The following is a 19,318-nucleotide window of genomic DNA, read 5'->3' as shown; positions in this document are numbered from 1 at the left end:
GGTGCCCGATGTATGATATCGAAAAAATCCGCGCGGATTTCCCGATCCTGACGCGAGAAGTGAACGGCAAGCCATTGGTTTACCTCGATAACGGGGCGTCGGCGCAAAAGCCGCGCGTCGTGATCGACGCGATGACGCAGATGTATGAGCACGACTATTCCAACGTGCATCGCGGGCTCCATACGCTGTCGAATATCGCGACCGAGAAATACGAAAGCGTGCGCGGGATCGTCGCGCGCTTCCTGCATGTCGCCGATGAAGAGCAGATCGTGTTCACCACCGGCTCGACCGAGGGGATCAACCTCGTCAGCTACGCCTGGGGCGCGCCGAACCTCGAGCCGGGCGACGAGATCATCCTGTCGGTGATGGAACACCACGCCAATATCGTGCCGTGGCATTTCCTGCGCGAACGGCAGGGCGTGAAACTGGTCTGGGTGGAGCCCGAGGCCGATGGATCGCTGCCGCCCGAGAAAGTGCTGGAGGCGATCACGCCGCGCACCAAGCTGATCGCGATCACCCATATGTCGAATGTGCTGGGCACCCGGGTCGATGTGAAACCGATCGCGCAGGCCGCACGCGCACGCGGGATCGCGACTCTGGTGGATGGCTCGCAGGCGGCGGTGCATGGCCCCGTCGATGTCGACGATCTGGGCTGCGATTTCTACGTCATCACCGGACATAAGCTTTATGGGCCCAGCGGTTCCGGGGCACTCTTCATCCATCGCGACCGGATGGGTGAGATGCGTCCCTTCCTTGGCGGCGGCGATATGATCGACACCGTCACCCGCAAAACGGTGATCTACAACACGCCGCCGATGAAGTTCGAGGCGGGCACGCCCGGCATCGTGCAGCAGATCGGCATGGGCGTCGCGCTCGATTACCTGATGGGGATCGGGATGGAGAATATCGCCGAGCATGAGCGCGATCTGCGCGACTACACTGCCGAAAAACTGAACGGGCTGAACTGGCTCAACCAGCAGGGCACCGCGGCGGATAAAGGCGCGATCTTCTCGCTCACGCTGAACGGCCCAGCCCATCCACATGACATCTCGACCATCCTCGACAAGCGGGGCGTCGCGGTGCGCGCGGGGCAGCATTGCACCGGTCCGCTGATGGAATGGCTTGGGGTCACGGCGACGGCGCGCGCGTCTTTCGGGATGTACAACACCCGCGAAGAGGCCGATGCGCTGATTTCGGCGCTGGAACTCTGCCACGATCTGCTAGGCTGAATGGGCCGCGGGGCGCGGGGACTTGCTTTTGCTGCGATGCAGCATAGCTTTGCGGCAGGGAGGCAGGCAGCGAAAGGCCCGAGCCGATGAACCGCAAGAGCATTAACCTCGCATTGCAAGGTGGGGGCGCGCATGGCGCGTTCACCTGGGGCGTTCTCGACCGTTTTCTGGATGAAGAGTGGCTGGACTACGCGGCGATCTCGGGCACCTCTGCCGGGGCGCTGAACGGGGCTGCGTTCAAGGCGGGCTATGCGCGGGGCGGTCGTCAGGGCGCACGCGAGGCTCTGGACGAGCTTTGGAGTCAGGTCGCCGAAAGCGTCGATCTGCGCATCGAGCGACTGATGCCTGCGCAACTTCCCGGCACCGAGGCGTTGACGCGCTGGTTCGACGCCTTCACGCCCGCGGCTTTCATCGACGGCATGTCGCGGGTGTTCTCGCCCTATGATGCGGGGCCGTTCTACGTCAATCCGCTGAGCTCGGTGGTCGAGCGGTTTCGCTATCGCGATGTCTGCGCGAGCGAGGGGCCGCGGCTGCATGTCTCGGCCACCAATGTCCGCACCGGCAAGATCCGCGTCTTCACCGGCGACGAGATCACCGCGGATGCCATTCTCGCCTCGGCCTGCCTGCCCGAGATTTTTCAGGCGGTCGAGATCGACGATCCGAAGACGGGTCGCACCGAGGCCTATTGGGATGGCGGCTACACCGGCAATCCGCCGCTGTTTCCGCTGTTCGAACCGGCCTATCCGCGCGATGTGGTGGTGATTTCGATCAACCCGCTTTTCCGCGACGAGGTGCCGAAGACCCCTGCGCAGATCGACGAGCGGATCAACGAGATCAGCTTCAACTCCTCGCTGCTGCGCGAATTGCGGGCGATCAATTTCGTGCATCGGCTGATCCGCGAGGACCGGCTGCCCGAAGGGGCGATGAAGGACGTGCTGATCCATATGATCGCCGATGACGACGTCATGGGCGAGCTGAGCGCGAAATCGAAGATCCTGCCCGAATGGGGGATGCTCGCGAAGCTGAAACTGGCGGGCCGGGCTGCGGCGGATCGCTGGTTCGACGCCCATGCCGACAAGATCGGCAAAGAGGCGTCGACCGATCTTCAGGCCTTGTTCGACTGAAGTTTCACCTTGGTTTTCTTCGCGGGTTTCGCCTCTTTCGGCTGCGGATAGACGAGCCCTGCCGAGATGATCAGCTTCGCCGCATCCTCGACCGACATGTCGAGATAGGTCACCTGCGATTGCGGGACGAAGAGCAGGAAGCCCGAAGTCGGGTTCGGCGTCGTCGGCAGGAAGACCGAGATCAGCGGGTCGTCGTCTTCGGCCTTCGCCGCGATTTCGCCCTTCGCGGTGGAGGAGACGAAGGCGACCGCTTTCAGCCCCTCGCGCGGGTATTCGATCATGCAGGCGCGGTCGAATTTGCCTTCGGACTGGCTGAGCACCGTTTCCGCGATCTGCTTGAGGCCGTTATAGACCGTGCGCACGAAGGGCAGCCGATCGACGATGCTCTCGCCGAAGCGCAGCATCGTACGGCCGAAGAAGCCCTTGGCGAGCCAGCCGACGATGACGGTGAACACAAGGAAGATGATGACGCCGAGCCCGCGCACATTGACGCCAATATAGCGTTCGGGGCGGAGCTCTGGCGGCACAAGCGGCAGCACCCAACCATCGACCCAGCCGGCCATCGTCCACATGAGCCAGATCGTCAGGCCGATCGGCGCGACGACGATCAACCCGGTGAAGAAGGAGGCGCGCAGCGCGGCAAAGCGCGAGCGGCGGCGCGGATGGGGGTCGTCTTTGGTCATGATCTGGATGCGCCCTCTCGTGGCGATGCGTTGCCTGCTATCTAGGCAGCGCCGCCACGATGGGCAATGGGCCGCGTATCAGGCGGCCCGCGCTGTGATGATTTCGCCCGCGATTGCGGCAGCCAGACGGGCGTTGTTCAGAACGAGGGCGATATTGGCCTCGAGCGAGCGGCCTTCGGTCAGCTCGAAAATGCGCGACAGCAGGAAGGGCGTGACCGCCTTGGCCGCGATGCCCTGCGCCTCGGCCTCTTGCAGCGCCTGTTCGATCACCGGCACGATTTCCTCGCGGGCGATCTCGGCCTCTTCGGGGATCGGGTTCGCGATCAACTGACCGCCCGGCAGGCCGAGGGATGCGCGTGCGAGTTGCGATTTGGCGATTTCGGCGGCGCTGTCTGCGCGCAGCGGCGCGGGCAGGCCGGAATTGCGCGACCAGAAGGCGGGGAAGGCGTCCTGCCCGTAGGCGATGACCGGCACGCCGTGGGTCTCCAGAACTTCGAGCGTCTTCGGCAGATCGAGGATCGCCTTGGCACCCGCCGCGACCACGCTGACCGGGGTTTGCGCCAGTTCCAGAAGGTCGGCGGAGATGTCGAAACTGTCTTCCGCGCCACGATGGACGCCGCCGATCCCGCCGGTGGCGAAGACGTCGATGCCCGCGAGGTGCGCGCAGATCATCGTCGCGGCGACAGTGGTCGCGCCCGTCGCGCCTTTCGCGAGGCACACCGCCAGATCGGCGCGGCTGACCTTCATCGCGTCCTTGGTCTGCGCGAGCGCTTCGAGTTCTTCCGCCTCCAGCCCGATATGGATCTTGCCGCCCATCACCGCGATCGTGGCCGGCACCGCGCCCGCCTTGCGGATCTCGGCCTCGACCGCCTGCGCGGTCTCGAGGTTCTGCGGATAGGGCATCCCGTGGGTGATGATCGTCGATTCCAGCGCGACGACGGGGCGGTTTTCGGCTTTCGCGTCAGCGACTTCGGCGGCGAAGGTCAGAGGAGCGTTCATGTGGCGAGTTCTCCGGAAACATAGCGCGCGGCGGCGGTCAGGGCGCTCTCGAGCGCCTCCATGCGGTCCGCGCCGCGCTGTTCGGCCACGAGATGCGCGGCCATGAAAGTGTCGCCCGCGCCGGTCACGCGGGTCACGAGGACAGGGGGCGGGGCCGAGGAAATCACGTTACCCGCAGCCGCACTGCCGTCGGCGGCTGCCTTGCCGCCATCGGTCACCAGCACGCGTTGCGCCCCGCGCTCCAGCAGGGTCTCGGCGGCATGTTCAGCGCTCTCGAAACTGCCCTGGCACAGGATGCCCGCCTCTTCGAGATTGACGTAAAGCGTCGCCGCCGGATGGGTCAGCAGCGGCGTCAGCCGTTCCGCCTTGCCGGGGCTGGCGGGGGCCACGCGCAGATCGGCCTTGGCGAAAAGCGGCGAATGCGCGATCTGGCTGAGAAGCGCCTCGGTGAGATTGCCGTCGAGCGCGATGGCGCCGGTCCAGGGCTCGTTTTCCGTGCCGAGCCGCCCATCCGCGAGCGGCGCGAGGATTTTCTCGCCCGCAGCCTCCAGCGAATGTGCATACGCGATGGCCGCAATCAGCCCGTTCGCGCCTTCGATCGCCATATAACGATCAGTCGGCAGATCGTCGGAACGGTAGAGATAATTGCAATCGACGCCCAGCACCTCGGCGGATTGGATCAGGTCGTTGCCCTGACTGTCGCGCCCCAGCGCGGTCAGCACCGCAGGCTTCAGCCCATAGCGGCGCAGCGTCATCGCGATATTCATCGCTACCCCACCGGGCAGCCGTTCGATCCGCCCCGGCACGTCGGAGCCTTCATGCATATGCACCGAGGCGCGGCCGATGATGTCCCACAGGACCGAACCGATGCACAGAATATCAGGTCTGGATTCGCTCATGCGCGGTTCTTGGCGCGGTTTTCGGGGCGGAGCAAGGGGGCTTGGCCGCGCGCAGCGGCCCGGTCGATCCCCTCAGATCACAGCGCCGGGCGGCGCGATTTCAGGAAGGCCCAGAGCCAGATGCCTGCCAGCACGAGCGAGCCGACTGCGTTGAGGTTCGCCATGGTGATGCCGAAGATGTCCCACGGGATCTCGTCGCAGCGCACCAGCGGCGCCTCGTTGATCTGCTTGAGCAGGTCGGCGGCGGAAACGGTCGTATCCACGGCGCTCGAGGTGCAATCGGTGGGGCCCTCGAAGATCTTCCGCTCGACGCCCGAGTGATAGAAGCCGATGACCGAGGTGGTCAGCGCGGCCAGCATCCCCAGAAGCGCGGTCCAGCCAGGCAGGCGGAAGGCGAGGATCACGAGCCCGATGATCGCCGCGGCCAGATGCGGCCAGCGTTGCAGCAGGCACAGATGGCAGGGCGCGTAGCCGAACGCCTGAAAGACGAAGGCCCCGGCCAGCACGAAGGCGGAACCCGCGGCGGCAAGGCCTACGAGGCTGCGGAAGGAGGTCAGGGTTTGCATGCGATCTTGCATCGGGGGCCTCAGAGATATTTCAGAAGATAGAACCCGCCGATCAGCAGGATGACGAAGATGGTGAAGAGCGGGCCGAGCCAGCGCTCGATGAAGGTTTTGATCGGTTCGCCGAATTTCCACAAGAGCCCCGCCACCACGAAGAAGCGCAGCGCGCGGGCAATGAAGGAGACGCCGAGGAAGAGCGCCGGGCTCAGATTCGTGGCGCCGGCGAAGATCGTGATCACCTTATAGGGGAAGGGCGTGACGCCCGCGATCAGCACGGCCCATCCGCCCATTTCGTTGAACCGGGCCGCCAGCGTGTTGAAATCATCGGCCTTGCCGTAGAAATCCAGCACCGGCTTGCCGATCGCATCCATGAATCCATAGCCGATCAGATAGCCCAGACAGCCGCCCGCGACCGACGACAGGGTCGCCACCAGCGCGATGCGCCATGCCGCCCAGGGCCGCGCGAGGATCATCGGGATCATCAGCACGTCGGGCGGGATCGGGAAGACCGAGGCTTCGATGAAGGCGACAGCGGCGAGATACCACATCGCATGCGGGTGGCTCGCGCGGGCCATCGTCCAGTCGTAGATGCGGCGGATCATGGCGGCATCCTTTTCCTTGCTGCTCGGTTCGCTTCATCTCCTGCGCGGGCCGCAAGGTCAAGTCACGCGCGTTGCACCTTTGCTTTTCCCGGCCTCACGCTAGACTTCACATAAAAGCGAGGGAGGCATTCGCGAATGCAATGGCGAGGGCGGCGCGGCAGCCGCAATATCGAGGACCGGCGCGGCCAGCGCAGGGCAGGGGGCGGCGCGATCCGTCTGGGCGGCGGCGGTCTCGGCGTGGTCGCGATCGTCGTCGCGGCCTATTTCCTCGGGGTCGATCTGACGCCGCTTCTGAACGGCGGCGCGGGCGGCTCGGGCCCGATGGTCACGCAGTCGGGCGAGCTGAGCGAGCGCGAGAAGGCGATGGGCGATTTCGTCTCGGTGACGCTGGCCGATACCGAAGAGGTCTGGCAGGGCGTGTTCCAGTCCGATCTCGGGCGGCAATACGATCCGGCGGTGCTGGTACTCTATAGTGGGGTCACGCAATCGCCCTGCGGCAATGCGAGCGGCGCGACGGGGCCGTTCTACTGTCCGGGCGATCAGAAGATCTATCTCGATACCGCGTTTTTCGACACGCTGAGCCAGCAGCTCGGCGCGCGGGGCGATTTCGCCGCCGCCTATGTGGTCGCGCATGAGGTGGCCCATCACGTGCAGGATGAGCTTGGGATTCTCGGTAAGGTTAATGAGGTGCGCGCGCAGAGCTCCGAGGCGCAGTCCAATGCGCTTTCGGTGCGGATCGAGTTGCAGGCCGACTGCTTCTCGGGGATATGGGCGCGCCGCGCCGAGGATCAGATCGGCGCGATCGAGCCGGGCGATATCGCGGAGGCGATGAACGCCGCCGCGCAAATCGGCGACGATACGCTGCAGCGCGAGGCGGGCCGGGTTCCGATGCCCGACAGCTTCACCCATGGCAGTTCCGCCCAACGGCAACGCTGGTTCGAGCGGGGGTATCTCAGCGGCGATCTCAAGCAATGCGACACGTTTTCAACGCGTAACCTGTAAGCGTACTTGCCTCGGGCGCGGCTGCGCGCTAGAGGATTCGAACTGGGCCCGAGTGGCGGAATGGTAGACGCAGCGGATTCAAAATCCGCCGCAGCAATGCGTGTCGGTTCGAATCCGACCTCGGGCACCAGACCTTCCTAAGATGACAGATCCGCGCGCCGTCGGTGATCCGACCGGCGCGTTTTGCGCATGTCCGGCGCGGGTGTTTTCTGCGCCCGGAGCTTCTTTGTCCAAGTCAGGCGAAATTGCGGCAGAGCCCGGCATCGTGAAACGTGGTTATCAAAAGATGATTCGGAAAAATCTCGTTTCGTTCTCAGAACAAACGGGCACCAGATACCGCATTGCGGCGATCTTGAGGACAATTGGGACATATTCACGGCAGAAATATGGTCGCGATTTGGGCCTCTCCGGGAAACAAATCGATCCAGGTATTGTCGCTTATCTGAAAACAGTTTTTCGCCTTATAACATGGATCAGACAATCGCCACACAACCGGGAGTTTAAATATGGCAAAACTTTGGCAAGTTTGCTGAGCAAAATGGGAGTTCGTCTTTTGCAAAATAGAAACGCTGTTTGAAAACAGGCACTTCTCGATTCGGAGTATTGGTGCTCGTTTTTCAAGCAATCCCCCGAAATGAGGCAAGAAAACGGCAAATTCCCCTTTTCTTTGTGGCGAGCAGAAGGGCAAATTGAGGCCAAGCCCTGCTGGGGGGCTTTTGGCCATGGGGGTGGCCGAAGAGAAGAGTTGTCGAAAGAGAGCTCGCCCGGCGCTGCCAAGGGGACCGATCCATAACGGCCTCGACCTTTAGGGTAAAGGAGACGCGGAGCGATCTGCGGCGACTTTGCTGGCAGCGCCCGCGTGCGCTGACGCCGGCCAATTCTTCTCGACATTCACGTTCGGACTTCTGGTCCGGCCACGTCATGGCGCTGCCGCTTTGCGCCAAAGGGAAGACACGGCGCGGGGCCATGGAGCCAAGCGGACGCCAAGGAGAGTTGGGGATGACTTATTTCTACTATCATCACGACGACGATGATTGCGACAAGAACTCCGATCCGAACGCTGTCAACGACAGCGCGAACGTGAAGTACAACACCGCGCAGACGATTGCCGTGCTCTCGAATGACAGCGATCCCGACAGCGATCCGCTCAAGGTGACCTGGGCGAGCGATCCGGCGCATGGCTCGGTCACGGTGAATCCCGATGGCACGATCACCTACACGCCCGATCCCAACTATTCCGGCACCGACAGCTTCACCTACCAGATCTATGACGGGCAGGGCGGTTACGACACCGCGACCGTCACGATCGACGTGAGCGCGCCCGACGGCATCGTCGAAGGCACCTCCGGTAGCGATCTGATCGACGCTCATTACACCGGCGATCCCGAAGGCGACATGGTCGACAATAACGACGCGATCCTTCCGGGGGCCGCGCCGAATGACGACTACATCATCGCGGGCGACGGCAATGACACGGTCTATGCCGGTCAGGGCAACGACTCGGTCGAGGGCGGCCAGGGCAACGACCTGATCTTTGGCGAGGGTGGCAACGACACGCTCGAAGGCGGTGACGGCAACGACACGATCTATGGCGACAACGATCCCGCGGGCGGCCCGGCCTGCGATCCGGTCTCGGAGACCGTGGATTGGAGCCACTTCCAGACCGATTGCGGCGAGGTGAAGGACCAGACCGTCGATCTGGGCGAGACCAAGGTCCATTTCGACTTCCAGTCGCAGGATTACGGTGCGAAGGCGACGCTGACCACGTCGGCGCAATATACCGAAGCGGGCGAAAACTTCGACAGCTGCTCGGCGCTGCAACTCTATGGTGCGGGCGGCGATTGCGGAGACGGCGTGTCGCCGACCTCGACGACCGTTCTGACCTTCTCGTCGGACAATAGCGACTACACCGGCGAAGTTCAGGGGCTGAGCTTCCGCATCAACGATCTCGACCGCTCCGACAGCTATGACGACCATGTCGATATCGTGACGCTTTCGGCGGTGGACGCCGATGGCAACCCGGTCGACATCACGATCGACCCCGAGGGCAACCAGACCGTCACCGACAATGGCGACGGCACCTACACGATCACCGGCGGCGATCAGGATACTGGCTCTCTGAACCAGGACGACCAGATCGGCTCGGTCAAGGTCACCATTAACGACCCGACCGCGAAGCTGACCATCGCCTACTCGAATGGTGGCGATACGGATCAGGCGATCTCGATCACCGACATGACCTATGACACCTGCCCGGTGCAAGACGACCCGGGCGAGCCCGGCGATGACAGCATCATGGGCGGTCTGGGCGATGACGTGCTCTACGGCCAGCAGGGCGAGGATACGCTGGATGGCGGCGCAGGCTCGGACAATCTCGACGGCGGCGAAGGCAACGATACGCTCGATGGCGGCGCGGGGGCCGACCGCGTCTATGGCGGCGACGATCGCGACCTGTTCGTCGTCGGCTCCTCGACCGACGGGATCGGCGACACGCTGGATGGCGGCGAGGGCGGCGACGATTACGACACGCTCGATCTGCAGGGCGCGGGCCCGCTGCGCGTCCATTCGACGGTCACCGATTACGATCCGGTCTCGGGTGTCAGCACCTATGCCGGGACGGTCGATTTCCTCGACGGCAGCGGCAATGTCACCGGGACGCTCGAATTCTCCAATATGGAGGATATCATCCCCTGCTTCACGCCGGGCACGCTGATCGCGACGCCGCGCGGCGAGGTTCCGGTCGAGACGCTGCGCGAAGGCGACAAGGTCCTGACCCGCGACAACGGCATCCAGGAAGTCCGCTGGGCAGGCCGCGCCGAGATGAGCCGCGAGCGCCTGCAGCACGCGCCGCATCTCAAGCCGGTGCTGATCCGCAAGGGCTCGCTGGGTAACGATCTGCCCGAGCGCGACATGATGGTCTCGCCGAACCACCGGATGCTCGTCGCCAATGACAAGACCGCGCTCTATTTCGAAGAGCATGAGGTTCTTGTTGCGGCCAAGCATCTCGTCGCCAACCGGGGCGTCGATACGGTGGAGACGCTGGGCACCAGCTATCTGCACTTCATGTTCGACCGCCATGAAGTGCTGCTCGCCAACGGCTCCTGGACCGAAAGCTTCCAGCCCGGCGATCAGACGCTGGGCGGCATGGGCAACTCGCAGCGTCAGGAAATCTTCGAGATCTTCCCCGACCTTCAGACCGCGAAGGGCCGCGATTCCTATCACGCGGCGCGCAAGACGCTGAAGAAGCACGAAGCGAACGTGCTGCTGATGAGCTGACCCGCGCGCGCCATCGGGCCCGCGCCAGAGCGAAAATAGCGACCGCGTCCGGGGTGTCTCCGGACGCGCCGCTCGCGTGTTGTTTCCGCCAAACGAACACTGCGTTTCCGCTACCCCGCACGTAGAAGTGGCAAAACACGTTTTCGCCTTAGAGTTTTGTCGCTATCGTGTCATTCTGGATCTCGACTGTTGGGAGGCAGCAGGATCGGATGACGCGGAGCATGCGCGCAAAGGATATCGCGGAGATTTTGGCGCAATCGCCGGCCCAGGGGCTGCGATGCACCGCGATGGCGCGCACCGAGGCGTTGCGTCTGGAATTCGACAGTCATGACGAGACCGACGGTCATATCAGTGGCTATGACGCGGCGGGCGAGACGGTGTTTTCCGGCTCCATCGCGGCGTTTCGCGCGGCCATTCCCTGTGTGACACCCGAGACGCGCGTGGCGACCGAGGCCGGTGGCGTCGCGGCGGGCGATCTGCGCCCCGGCGCGCGGCTTGTGACCCGAGAGTCCGGCATTCAGGCGCTGCGCTGGGTCGGATCGCGGGTCTTCACCGCGACCGATCTCGCGCTCAATCCGCTGCTGCGCCCGGTGTGCATCCGCGCGGGCGCGCTTGGCGAAGGGCATCCCGCGCAGGATCTGCGCGTCTCGCCCAATCACCGGTTGCTCGCGCCGCTGCGCGGAAATGTCGTGATAGCACAAGAGCTTGTCGGGTTGGACGGGGTCGAGGCCGACAGGGGTGATGACGGCGTGCGCTATCTGCAGCTGCTGCTCGATGCGCCGGAGATGCTGCTTTGCGAAGGGGTGTGGGTTGAGAGTTTCCGGCCCGAGACCGCCATGCTGGCGGGCTTCGATGCGGCGCAGCGGGCGGAGTTGCTGTCGCTGCGCCCGGATCTGTCACGGCGCGATGCGGGTGCCGCACCGGCCGAGATGCAGTCCAGCGAGTGAGCTTCCATTAAACGGCAAAAAAGAGCCGGGCGCTGAGGCCCGGCCAAAAGACGATTCCGGTCAGGGGAATTGCCCGGATCGTTCGCGTCACAGGAAGCGGCGCCCTTCTTGCCGGGCAATCTCCCGGCTAACTCCGATATCTTCGAGCAGATGGTCATCGAGTTTCCCCAGCGCCATCCGCGTGCGGCGAGTTTCGAGGACGCGCGCAACGCGCGCGATCAGGCCCAGACGGCCATGACGGGCGGGAACGGGACGGGTCCGCGACAGGGTAAACATTGCGATGCCTTTCTGTATTGATACAATGTGATCTTTGTTGCTATAGAAGGGATACAATGACTCCTTTTAGGCAACCAGAGAAATATTGTGACTGATACAAGCTGGTCTCCCGAACTCGCCCATATCTCCGGCCCGAAATATCTCGCGCTGGTCCGCGCGCTGCGCGAAGGGATCCGCCGTGGCGATCTCAAGCCGGGCACAAAACTACCTACAGTCAGGGACTTGGCATGGTCTTTGGGGGTCACGCCCGGCACCGTGGCGCGGGGGTATCAGATCGCCACGCAGGAGGGGTTGCTGGAGGCCAAGGTCGGGCGCGGTACCTTTGTATCGACACAAACGCAGCGACTCGGTCCCCGCGAGCCGCTCTATCGCCATACCGGAGAGGATGTCGACGCCACCCCGGACGATCTGGTCAATCTGAGATCGCCACAATTGCCCGATGTCGGCCAGACAAAAGCGTTACAATGGGCGATGACCGAAGCCGCCCGCGACATCGGCAAGACCTATCTGCAATATCCTGGCCTGCGCCGCGACGCCTATTGCCGCGAGGCGGTGATGGACTGGTTCCCGAAAGATTGCTCGCTCGCGTCGGAGCTCAATGCCGACGATCTCGTGCTGACCCATGGCGGGCAGAACGGGATCAACCTCGTGATGCAGACCTGCCTGCGCGGTGACCGCCCCGGCGTCTATATCGAAGAGTTGGCCTATCCCGGTTTCCGGCACGCCGCACGGCTCAACCGGGCCGAGGTGCATCCGGTCGCGATCGATGCGCAGGGGATGATCCCCGATGCGCTCGACGCGGCCTGTCGCAAACATGGTGGCCAGATCGTCTGCATCACGCCCGATGCGCAGAACCCCACGGCGGGACGGATGGACGCGGCGCGCCGCGAAGCGCTGGCCGAGGTCGCGCGCCGCCACGATCTGCAGATCATCGAGGACGATTGCTACACCGCGCCGGTCACCGGTCTGCCAAGCTTCCGCGTCATCGCACCCGAGCGCAGCTGGCATGTCACCTCGCTGTCGAAGACGATCTCGGCGGGGATGCGTTTCGGCATTGTGGCCGCGCCCGAGGGCATGGGCGAGGTGGGGCGGCTGGCCGCCCAGCACAGCTTCTTCGGCCTCGCGCGTCCGATCACCGACATGGTCGCTCTCCTGTTCGAGAGCGGCGAGGCGATGCGCCTGCGTTACGCCGCGCAGGAGGAGATGGGGCGGCGGCTGCAGATGACGGTGCAATCGCTGGCGGGTCAGGATTTCAACTGGCTGCCGGGGCTGAGCTTCCTCTGGTTGAAACTGCCGATGGGCTGGCGCGGCTCCACCTTCGCGCGCATGGCCGAGATGGAAGGCGTGCTGCTGCGCTCGGCCGACGAATATGTGGTGCAGGACGGGCAGGCGCCCAACGCGGTGCGCATCGCGATGGCAGGCTCGGTGCCGGAGGAGCGCTTCCGCTCGGCTCTGCGCACGCTGACGGGGCTGCTGGAGCGGATGCCCGACGATCTGCCGGTCTGACGTTCGGTGCCAGACCCGGCACCCGGTCGCGCTGCACAAATTTACAGCACCTGCCTTGCCCTTACGCGTGCGGGGGCGGTTGCCCTCTTTTCACGCCCGCGACCTTGTGCTTTCGTGACATCCAACGACGCCCGAGACGGGTGCAAATCGGGAGAGATGGATGGCGGGTAAAGGGGAGAGCTGGCTGCGCAGCGAGTCCGCGCAGGGCTATGCGCTGATCTCGCCGCCCTTCCTCTATGCCGTTCTTTTACTGGCCGCGCCGCTGGTCACGATCCTTGCCTATTCCTTCTTCCAGGACGGCTATCTGACGGTGGTGCATAAATTCACCGTCCAGAATTACATCGCGACATGGACCGATCCCATCTTTCGCGTGATTCTGGTCCGCTCGCTCTTGGTGGCGGGGCTGGTGACGCTGGTCACGGTCGCGCTGGCCTTCCCGATTGCCTATTATCTGAGCTTCGGTCTGGCGCCGAACCGCAAGGCGCGCTGGATATTTCTGATCACGATTCCCTTCTGGACGTCCTACCTGATCCGCGTGTTCCTGTGGAAGGTGATCCTTGGCTATAACGGCGTGATCAATTCGGCGCTGGAGGGGATCGGGATCATCGGGCCGAACGGGCTGGTCGCGGATCCGCTGCAGATGCTCAATTCGGTTGGGGCGATTGCGCTGACGCTGGCCCATGCCTATGCGCCTTTCGCGATCCTGCCGATCTTCGTGAGCCTCGAGAAGATCGACCGCTCGCTGCTGGAGGCGGGGCAGGATCTGGGCGAGAGCCGCTGGCGCACCTTCCTGCGCGTGACGCTGCCCTTGGCGATGCCCGGCGTGGTGGCCGCGACCTTGATCGTCTTCATCCCGACGGTGGGCGATTACGTCACGCCCGAGCTGATCGGGGGCGGCAAGATGCCGATGGTCGCGAACCTCATTCAGGCGCAGATGCTGCCCCTGGACAACCGGCCCATGGGCTCGGCCATCGCGGTCAGTTCGCTTCTTGTGGTCGCCGCGCTGTCTCTGGTGTTCCTCTGGCTCAACCGCCGTTTCCTGAAGGCCGGAAAGTGAGCCGCGCATGAAAATCCCGTCCCTCAAGATCTACGCGATCGCTTACCTGATCTTCCTCTATGCGCCGATCTTCCTGCTGCCGCTGTTTGCCTTCAATGACGGCACGATCATCGCCTTTCCGCTGAAGGGCTTCACGACCGACTGGTTCGCGAAGATGGCCGAGAACGACACGCTGCGCCACGCGCTGTCGAATTCGCTGATCATCGCGCTGACCTCTTCCGCCGGCGCCACGATCCTCGCGGTCTTCGCCGCGCGTGCCTCGACGCGCTATCGCTTCAAGGGCAAGGGCGGGATCATGGGGCTGATCCTGCTGCCGATGGTGCTGCCCGATATCCTGATGGGGATGTCGCTGCTCTTGGTGATGCTCGAAGTGCTGAAGGTGAACCTGTCGATCGCGACGGTGATCTTGGGCCACGTGATCATCTCGCTGCCCTATGCGATCGCGGTGCTGCAAACGGCTTTCGCGACGCTGGATCAGTCGCTGGAAGAAGCGGCGGTCGATCTAGGCGAGACGCGGATGTCCACCTTCCGCCTGATCGTGCTGCCGCTGGTGATGCCGGGCATCATCTCGGCCTTCCTGATCTCCTTCACGATCTCTCTGGACGAGTTCATCGTGGCCTTCTTCCTCGCGGGCAACCAGCCCACGCTGCCCACCTATATCTTTTCCCAGCTGCGTTTCCCGTCAGCGATCCCGGTCATCATGGCGCTTGGCACCTGCCTCGTCGCGGCCTCGATCCTGCTTCTGAGCGTGGCCGAATTCTTCCGCCGGCGCGGGGTCAAACGGACCGGCGCCAAGGATACCGGAGGTTTCCTGTGACCGATAAACCGATGATCGCCTTTCAGGACGTTCATAAATATTACGGCGATTATCACGCATTGCGCGGCATCACCGCCGAGATCCGCGCGGGCGAGTTCTTCTCGCTTCTCGGTCCGTCGGGCTGTGGCAAGACCACGCTGCTGCGCACCATCGCGGGGTTCGAGGAGATTTCGGAAGGCGCGGTGCTGATCGACGGCAAGACGATGGTGGGCGTGCCGCCGAACAAGCGCCCCACGAACATGGTGTTCCAGTCCTACGCGATCTTCCCGCATCTGAGCGTGGCCGAGAATGTGGGCTTCGGCCTGCGCCGCGATCCGCGCTCGAAATCGGAGAAGGCCAAGCTGGTCGAGGAATCGCTCGAGATGGTGGGGCTTTCCGGCTACGGCGCCCGCGCGGCCCATGCGCTCTCGGGCGGGCAGCGCCAGCGCGTCGCACTGGCCCGCGCGCTGATCCTGAAGCCCAAGGTTTTGCTGCTCGACGAGCCGCTCTCCGCGCTCGACCGCAAGATACGCGAGCAGATGCAGGTCGAGCTGATCAAGCTGCAGCGCGAGGTCGGGATCACCTTCGTTCTGGTGACCCACGATCAGGAAGAGGCGCTGGTCATGTCGGACCGGATCGCGGTGATGTTCGAGGGCGAGATCGCCCAGCTTGCCGACCCCGAAGTGCTCTATGGTCGGCCCAATTCGCGGCGCGTCGCCGATTTCATCGGGGTGATGAATTTCCTGCCCGCGACAGTGACGGACGGGCCGGGCGATGCGGTCACGGCAGAGGTGGCGGGTCTTGGCCGGCTGGAGGTCGCACAAAGTCAGATCTCGAGCGCGCCCGCAGGCGATGGTGCGGCGGTGGGCTTCCGTCCGGAAACCCTAACGCTCCTTTATGAAGGTCAACAGGCCTCGGACCGCGAAGCACCCGGCACGATCGACGAGGTCGTCTATTACGGCGACATGACCTATTACGACGTGCGCCTCGACGGCACTGAAAAACCGGTCCGCATTTCGATGCGCAACGTCTTCGGGCGTCCCGTGCTGGAGGTCGGCACCCGCACCCGCGTCGCATGGTCGCCCGGGGCGCTGGTTCTGTTCCGGTGAGCGGGCAGGGGGCCTAGGCCGACCGATTTTTTCCGCCGCAGTCGCCCGCCGGATCGAAACGGCAATCAACCTTGACCCAAGTCACTCATCTGAAGGCGAGTAGCCGTCGGTGAGCGTTTGGAGGAAGGCGATGATATCCGCCTGTTCGGCCTCGGTAAGCGCGTCGCCGTCCTCGGGTGCGCGTCCGAACGGCGCATCGGTGCGGTCGATATTTCCCTGATACCGAGCGGGCAGATCGTCGAACCGCTCCACCTGATCGTCGCGTATGGGGTAGATCGCGCGCGGGTCGCTGTCGCGCTTGGCGTAAAAGCGCAGCACCTGTTTCAGGCTCGTATAGACGCCGTTGTGGAAGAATACGTGCCGGGTCGCGACGTTGCGCAGGCTCGGCGTCTTGAACATCCCGCAATTGCCGGGCTGCGCGGAAATCGCGTCGTGGCGCAGCGGGCCGCACAGGCCGAGATCGACATAATGCGGATCGGCATTGGCCGGGATCGCCGGGTTGCGCGGCACGCCGAGCGCCTCGTATTCGTAATCCGTGAATTGCGGCGGGCGACCATCGGCGGACCGCGTGTCGAGATGGCAAGCCGCACAATTGCCTTTCTTCGGATCGTCGAAGAGTGCCCGCCCGCGCGCTTCTGCGGGCGACAGCTGCGCCTCGCCTGCGAGAACGGCATCGTATTTGCTGGTATAGGGGTGAAATTCCACCGCCTCGGTCTGGTAGCGCGACAGCGCGAAGGCGGCCTCGTCGATCAGCATCTTGTCGTCGTCGCGCACGGAAGCGCCGAAGAGCTGCGCGAAACGGTCGCCGTAGCGCGCGCGCAGGGTCGCGGCGAGGGTGGCGCGGTCGGGCTCTGCCATCTCGAAATGGGTGAAGAGGACGGCCAGCGCCTGCTCTTGTAGCGTGTCCGCGCGTCCGTCCCAGAACAGACCACCGCGCGGCACCGGGCTCGCGGCTGGGGGCGCGCCAGCGGTTTTTCGCGGCGCGGGCTGTGTAGGTGCGCTTGGCCCTGCGGTCTCTTTCGCGCCCGCCCCTTGCTGTGCGACCGCGAGCGGCGCGGCTTCGCCCGCCTCCGAGGTCGGGTCGAGCACGCCGAAGGTGAAGGGCGGCGTCTGGCGCCTATAGGTAAGCGAGGGCACCGCGCGCAGCCCGGGCAGGTCGAGATGCGGCCCGCCAAGCTGCACCGCGCGGGCATTGGTGGGGGCGAAGTGATTTTTCGGGTCGTGGCAGCTCGCGCAGCTCATCTGGCCACTGGCTGACAGCGTGGGGTCGGAAAACAGCGCCTTGCCGATCGCGGCCACGGCGCTCAGATCGGCATCGCCCTGAGGGGGCGCATCCGGCGCAGGGCCGGACGCCGCTCCGACGGAGGCGGCCGAAAGGAAGGCCGCGAGCGTGATGCTCGCGGCCCCCTCTGCCGAACGGATCGTCTTGGGAGTGATCAATCGTAGGTTCGGCAATCTCATCGCCTCAGCCCTTCGGGGTGCCGGTGGCCGGGTCGAGGATCAGCTTGCCATTGGCCGCTTTCGAGAAGTCGAACATGCCGTTGAGCTTGCCCGCCTGTGCGTCGAAGGAGCCCTGGCCGATGCGCTGCCCGTTCAGCCAGTTATCCTCGATGAACTTGGTGACCGAGGATTGATCGACCAGCGTGTGATCCACTGCGTTCTTCTTTGCATAGGGCGAGATCACCAGCATCGGGATGCGGGTGCCGTAGCCGCAACGGCCCTGCGCCGGCTTGCCGTCGAGACCGGGCAGCGTCTTGTCGCTGGCGCATTTGCCGCCATTGAGCACGTCATAGCCCGCGACCGGGATGTTCGAGCCGTTCACCACCGCCATCGCGTGGTCATACCAGCCATCGGAGTCGTCATAGGTCACGACGATCGCGGTGTCCTTCCAGTCCTTCGATTTCTGCAGCGCGTTGACCGCGTTGACGATGAATTCCTGCCCGTCGAGCGGGTCGGAATAGCCCGCATGGCCATCCTGATAGGCGGACGCCTTGAGGAACGTCACCGCCGGCAGGTTGCCGTTCTTCAGCGCGGCGTAGAAATCCTTGCTGTCATATTGGTGGTTCGCGCCGCCATCGTCCGAGGTGCCGATCGCAGCGACCGAGGAGGGCCGGGTGTGATCGAGGTTCTGGGTCGATTTGTAATACTGGAAGGGCTCGTGGTGGGGGATGTAGTCCTTCGAGGTCTCGCCGGTCACCTGCGAGAGCGACGAGCGGTCGCAGCCGGTGGTGCCGTTGCCGTTCACCGCGGTCAGATCGAAACCGCCCTCGAACCAGCCCCAGGTGACGTGTTTCGCGTTCAGCAGATCGCCGATATTCTTGCCGCCCATCAGCGTCGTCGGGTATTTCGGGTTCGAGCAGACATCGCCGGTCGGGTCGAGATCCGAGATCATCGTCCAGCCGCCATTGCCGTCGGGCACGACGCGCCCCTTGTCATAGGTGCCATCGGCCGCGAGCTTGTAGCCCTTGGGCAGCACTGCGCCATTGGTCTGGCCCGAGACGAGGTTGATCGCGCCGGGCGTCGAGGGGCCGAAGGTGCTCGAGAAGGCGTTGTCGTTCATCGCGTAAGCTTGCGCGTAGTTCCACAGCGCGGTGACGGTGTTGCCGTCATAATAGCCCATCACCTGACCCTTGGTGCCGAAGGCGCCGGTGCCGCCCTTGGTGCCCTTGCCGGTATTGGCCGGGAAGGCATCCATCTTGCCACCGTGGAACGCGGCCTGCTCGGCGGTGTAGCCGTGGTTCTGGTCCGCAGTCGCGGCCTGCGTCCGGTCGAGCCGGAACGGGGCGGCGGCATTCGCGCCATTGGCGGCATTGGTCTTGTTGGGGTTGTTCTTCAGCAGACCGGCGCTTGCGAGCGTATCAGCCTTGGGCGTGTCTTTCGCGGCGGTGAATTGCGGCTCGCCCTTGGGGTTCGCGGCGTTCGGGTAGGTTGCGAAGTAGTGGTCGAAGGAGACGTTTTCCTGAAAGATCACCACGAGATGCTTGATCGGGGTGGCGGTCTGGGTGTCGGCGGCGGCGGAGGTGCCCGCTTGGGCGGTCGCGGCGGCGCAAGCCAGCGCGAGTGCGCTGACGGCACCGGTGAGGCGGAGCGTGTCGGTCATGTAAAGTCCCTCATTCAAATGGCAGCTTCCCCGTGAGTTACGGGGCGCGTGGCCTGTCGCTAGGGACGGTGTTTGGCAAATTGGTGACAGTCCCGCTCACGCGCCATCACCACTGGGTGAGACCCGCGCGGATGCACGCGGATGGGATGC

At 64.2% G+C, this 19,318-nt stretch carries 18 protein-coding genes and 1 tRNA gene; 11 read left to right on the top strand and 8 right to left on the bottom strand.

What is annotated here, in order from left to right; genetic code table 11:
• Positions 1 to 8: 8 nt before the first annotated feature.
• Complete coding sequence (locus tag AXZ77_RS09755; RefSeq protein WP_098411001.1) at positions 9 to 1,229, top strand: cysteine desulfurase; 1,221 nt, start codon at positions 9 to 11, stop codon at positions 1,227 to 1,229.
• Between the two features lie 86 nt (positions 1,230 to 1,315).
• A complete protein-coding gene (locus tag AXZ77_RS09750; RefSeq protein ID WP_098411000.1) occupies positions 1,316 to 2,353 on the top strand; it encodes a patatin-like phospholipase family protein in 1,038 nt (345 codons plus the stop codon).
• Here the strand turns inward: AXZ77_RS09750 and AXZ77_RS09745 are convergent.
• From AXZ77_RS09745 to AXZ77_RS09725, 5 genes are all read right to left on the bottom strand, one after another.
• Entirely contained in the window at positions 2,335 to 3,036 is a 702-nt protein-coding gene (locus tag AXZ77_RS09745) for a DUF502 domain-containing protein (RefSeq protein ID WP_098410999.1), read from the bottom strand. The two genes, AXZ77_RS09750 and AXZ77_RS09745, sit on opposite strands and share 19 nt — an antisense overlap.
• Positions 3,037 to 3,114: 78 nt before the next feature.
• Positions 3,115 to 4,035 carry a pseudouridine-5'-phosphate glycosidase gene (locus AXZ77_RS09740; RefSeq protein ID WP_098410998.1) on the bottom strand — a complete coding sequence of 307 codons (921 nt, stop codon included), beginning with the start codon at positions 4,033 to 4,035 and terminating at the stop codon, positions 3,115 to 3,117.
• Positions 4,032 to 4,934 carry a PfkB family carbohydrate kinase gene (locus tag AXZ77_RS09735; RefSeq protein WP_098410997.1) on the bottom strand — a complete coding sequence of 301 codons (903 nt, stop codon included), beginning with the start codon at positions 4,932 to 4,934 and terminating at the stop codon, positions 4,032 to 4,034. The genes AXZ77_RS09740 and AXZ77_RS09735 overlap by 4 nt, the downstream gene beginning before the upstream one ends.
• 77 nt (positions 4,935 to 5,011) lie before the next feature.
• Positions 5,012 to 5,512 (bottom strand): disulfide bond formation protein B, encoded by a 501-nt coding sequence (locus tag AXZ77_RS09730; RefSeq protein ID WP_255266458.1) that lies wholly within the window; start codon positions 5,510 to 5,512, stop codon positions 5,012 to 5,014.
• An 8-nt stretch (positions 5,513 to 5,520) separates the two neighbouring features.
• Positions 5,521 to 6,099 carry a YqaA family protein gene (locus AXZ77_RS09725; protein ID WP_098410996.1) on the bottom strand — a complete coding sequence of 193 codons (579 nt, stop codon included), beginning with the start codon at positions 6,097 to 6,099 and terminating at the stop codon, positions 5,521 to 5,523.
• Positions 6,100 to 6,234: 135 nt separating this feature from the next.
• Here AXZ77_RS09725 and AXZ77_RS09720 point away from each other — a divergent pair, with 135 nt between their 5' ends.
• The 5 genes from AXZ77_RS09720 (at position 6,235) to AXZ77_RS09705 (ending at position 11,324) form a co-directional block, all read left to right on the top strand.
• On the top strand, positions 6,235 to 7,101 hold the full coding sequence (locus AXZ77_RS09720; protein WP_098410995.1) for a neutral zinc metallopeptidase: 867 nt from the start codon (positions 6,235 to 6,237) through the stop codon (positions 7,099 to 7,101).
• Between the two features lie 46 nt (positions 7,102 to 7,147).
• Positions 7,148 to 7,231, top strand: a tRNA-Leu gene (locus AXZ77_RS09715).
• Positions 7,232 to 7,243: 12 nt separating this feature from the next.
• A complete protein-coding gene (locus AXZ77_RS19340; RefSeq protein WP_141536249.1) occupies positions 7,244 to 7,678 on the top strand; it encodes a hypothetical protein in 435 nt (144 codons plus the stop codon).
• A 422-nt stretch (positions 7,679 to 8,100) separates the two neighbouring features.
• On the top strand, positions 8,101 to 10,377 hold the full coding sequence (locus AXZ77_RS09710) for a Hint domain-containing protein (protein WP_176536005.1): 2,277 nt from the start codon (positions 8,101 to 8,103) through the stop codon (positions 10,375 to 10,377).
• A gap of 209 nt (positions 10,378 to 10,586) precedes the next feature.
• Positions 10,587 to 11,324, top strand: a complete 738-nt coding sequence (locus AXZ77_RS09705; RefSeq protein ID WP_098410994.1) for a Hint domain-containing protein — start codon at positions 10,587 to 10,589, stop codon at positions 11,322 to 11,324.
• Between the two features lie 87 nt (positions 11,325 to 11,411).
• Here AXZ77_RS09705 and AXZ77_RS09700 read toward each other — a convergent pair whose 3' ends face one another.
• Positions 11,412 to 11,600, bottom strand: a complete 189-nt coding sequence (locus AXZ77_RS09700) for a DUF1127 domain-containing protein (RefSeq protein ID WP_098410993.1) — start codon at positions 11,598 to 11,600, stop codon at positions 11,412 to 11,414.
• 87 nt (positions 11,601 to 11,687) lie between these two features.
• Between AXZ77_RS09700 and AXZ77_RS09695 the strand changes: the two genes are divergently transcribed.
• The 4 genes from AXZ77_RS09695 (at position 11,688) to AXZ77_RS09680 (ending at position 16,068) form a co-directional block, all read left to right on the top strand.
• A complete protein-coding gene (locus AXZ77_RS09695) occupies positions 11,688 to 13,106 on the top strand; it encodes a PLP-dependent aminotransferase family protein (protein WP_098410992.1) in 1,419 nt (472 codons plus the stop codon).
• A gap of 160 nt (positions 13,107 to 13,266) precedes the next feature.
• Complete coding sequence (locus AXZ77_RS09690; protein WP_098410991.1) at positions 13,267 to 14,163, top strand: ABC transporter permease; 897 nt, start codon at positions 13,267 to 13,269, stop codon at positions 14,161 to 14,163.
• 7 nt (positions 14,164 to 14,170) lie between these two features.
• Positions 14,171 to 14,980: an ABC transporter permease gene (locus tag AXZ77_RS09685; RefSeq protein WP_075774834.1), complete on the top strand. Its 810-nt coding sequence runs from the start codon at positions 14,171 to 14,173 to the stop codon at positions 14,978 to 14,980.
• Positions 14,981 to 14,991: 11 nt separating this feature from the next.
• On the top strand, positions 14,992 to 16,068 hold the full coding sequence (locus AXZ77_RS09680; protein ID WP_098412503.1) for an ABC transporter ATP-binding protein: 1,077 nt from the start codon (positions 14,992 to 14,994) through the stop codon (positions 16,066 to 16,068).
• 81 nt (positions 16,069 to 16,149) lie between these two features.
• Here the strand turns inward: AXZ77_RS09680 and AXZ77_RS09675 are convergent, their stop codons facing one another.
• Both AXZ77_RS09675 and AXZ77_RS09670 read right to left on the bottom strand, forming a co-directional pair.
• Positions 16,150 to 17,529, bottom strand: coding sequence for a cytochrome-c peroxidase (locus AXZ77_RS09675; protein ID WP_098410990.1), 1,380 nt, complete (start codon positions 17,527 to 17,529; stop codon positions 16,150 to 16,152).
• A gap of 4 nt (positions 17,530 to 17,533) precedes the next feature.
• Complete coding sequence (locus AXZ77_RS09670) at positions 17,534 to 19,168, bottom strand: phospholipase C (protein ID WP_098410989.1); 1,635 nt, start codon at positions 19,166 to 19,168, stop codon at positions 17,534 to 17,536.
• Between the last annotated feature and the right edge of the window lie 150 nt (positions 19,169 to 19,318).

Source organism: Thioclava sp. ES.031 (genome assembly GCF_002563775.1).
Taxonomy (GTDB): Bacteria; Pseudomonadota; Alphaproteobacteria; order Rhodobacterales; family Rhodobacteraceae; genus Thioclava.
This window is presented reverse-complemented; position numbering and strand designations above follow the sequence as displayed.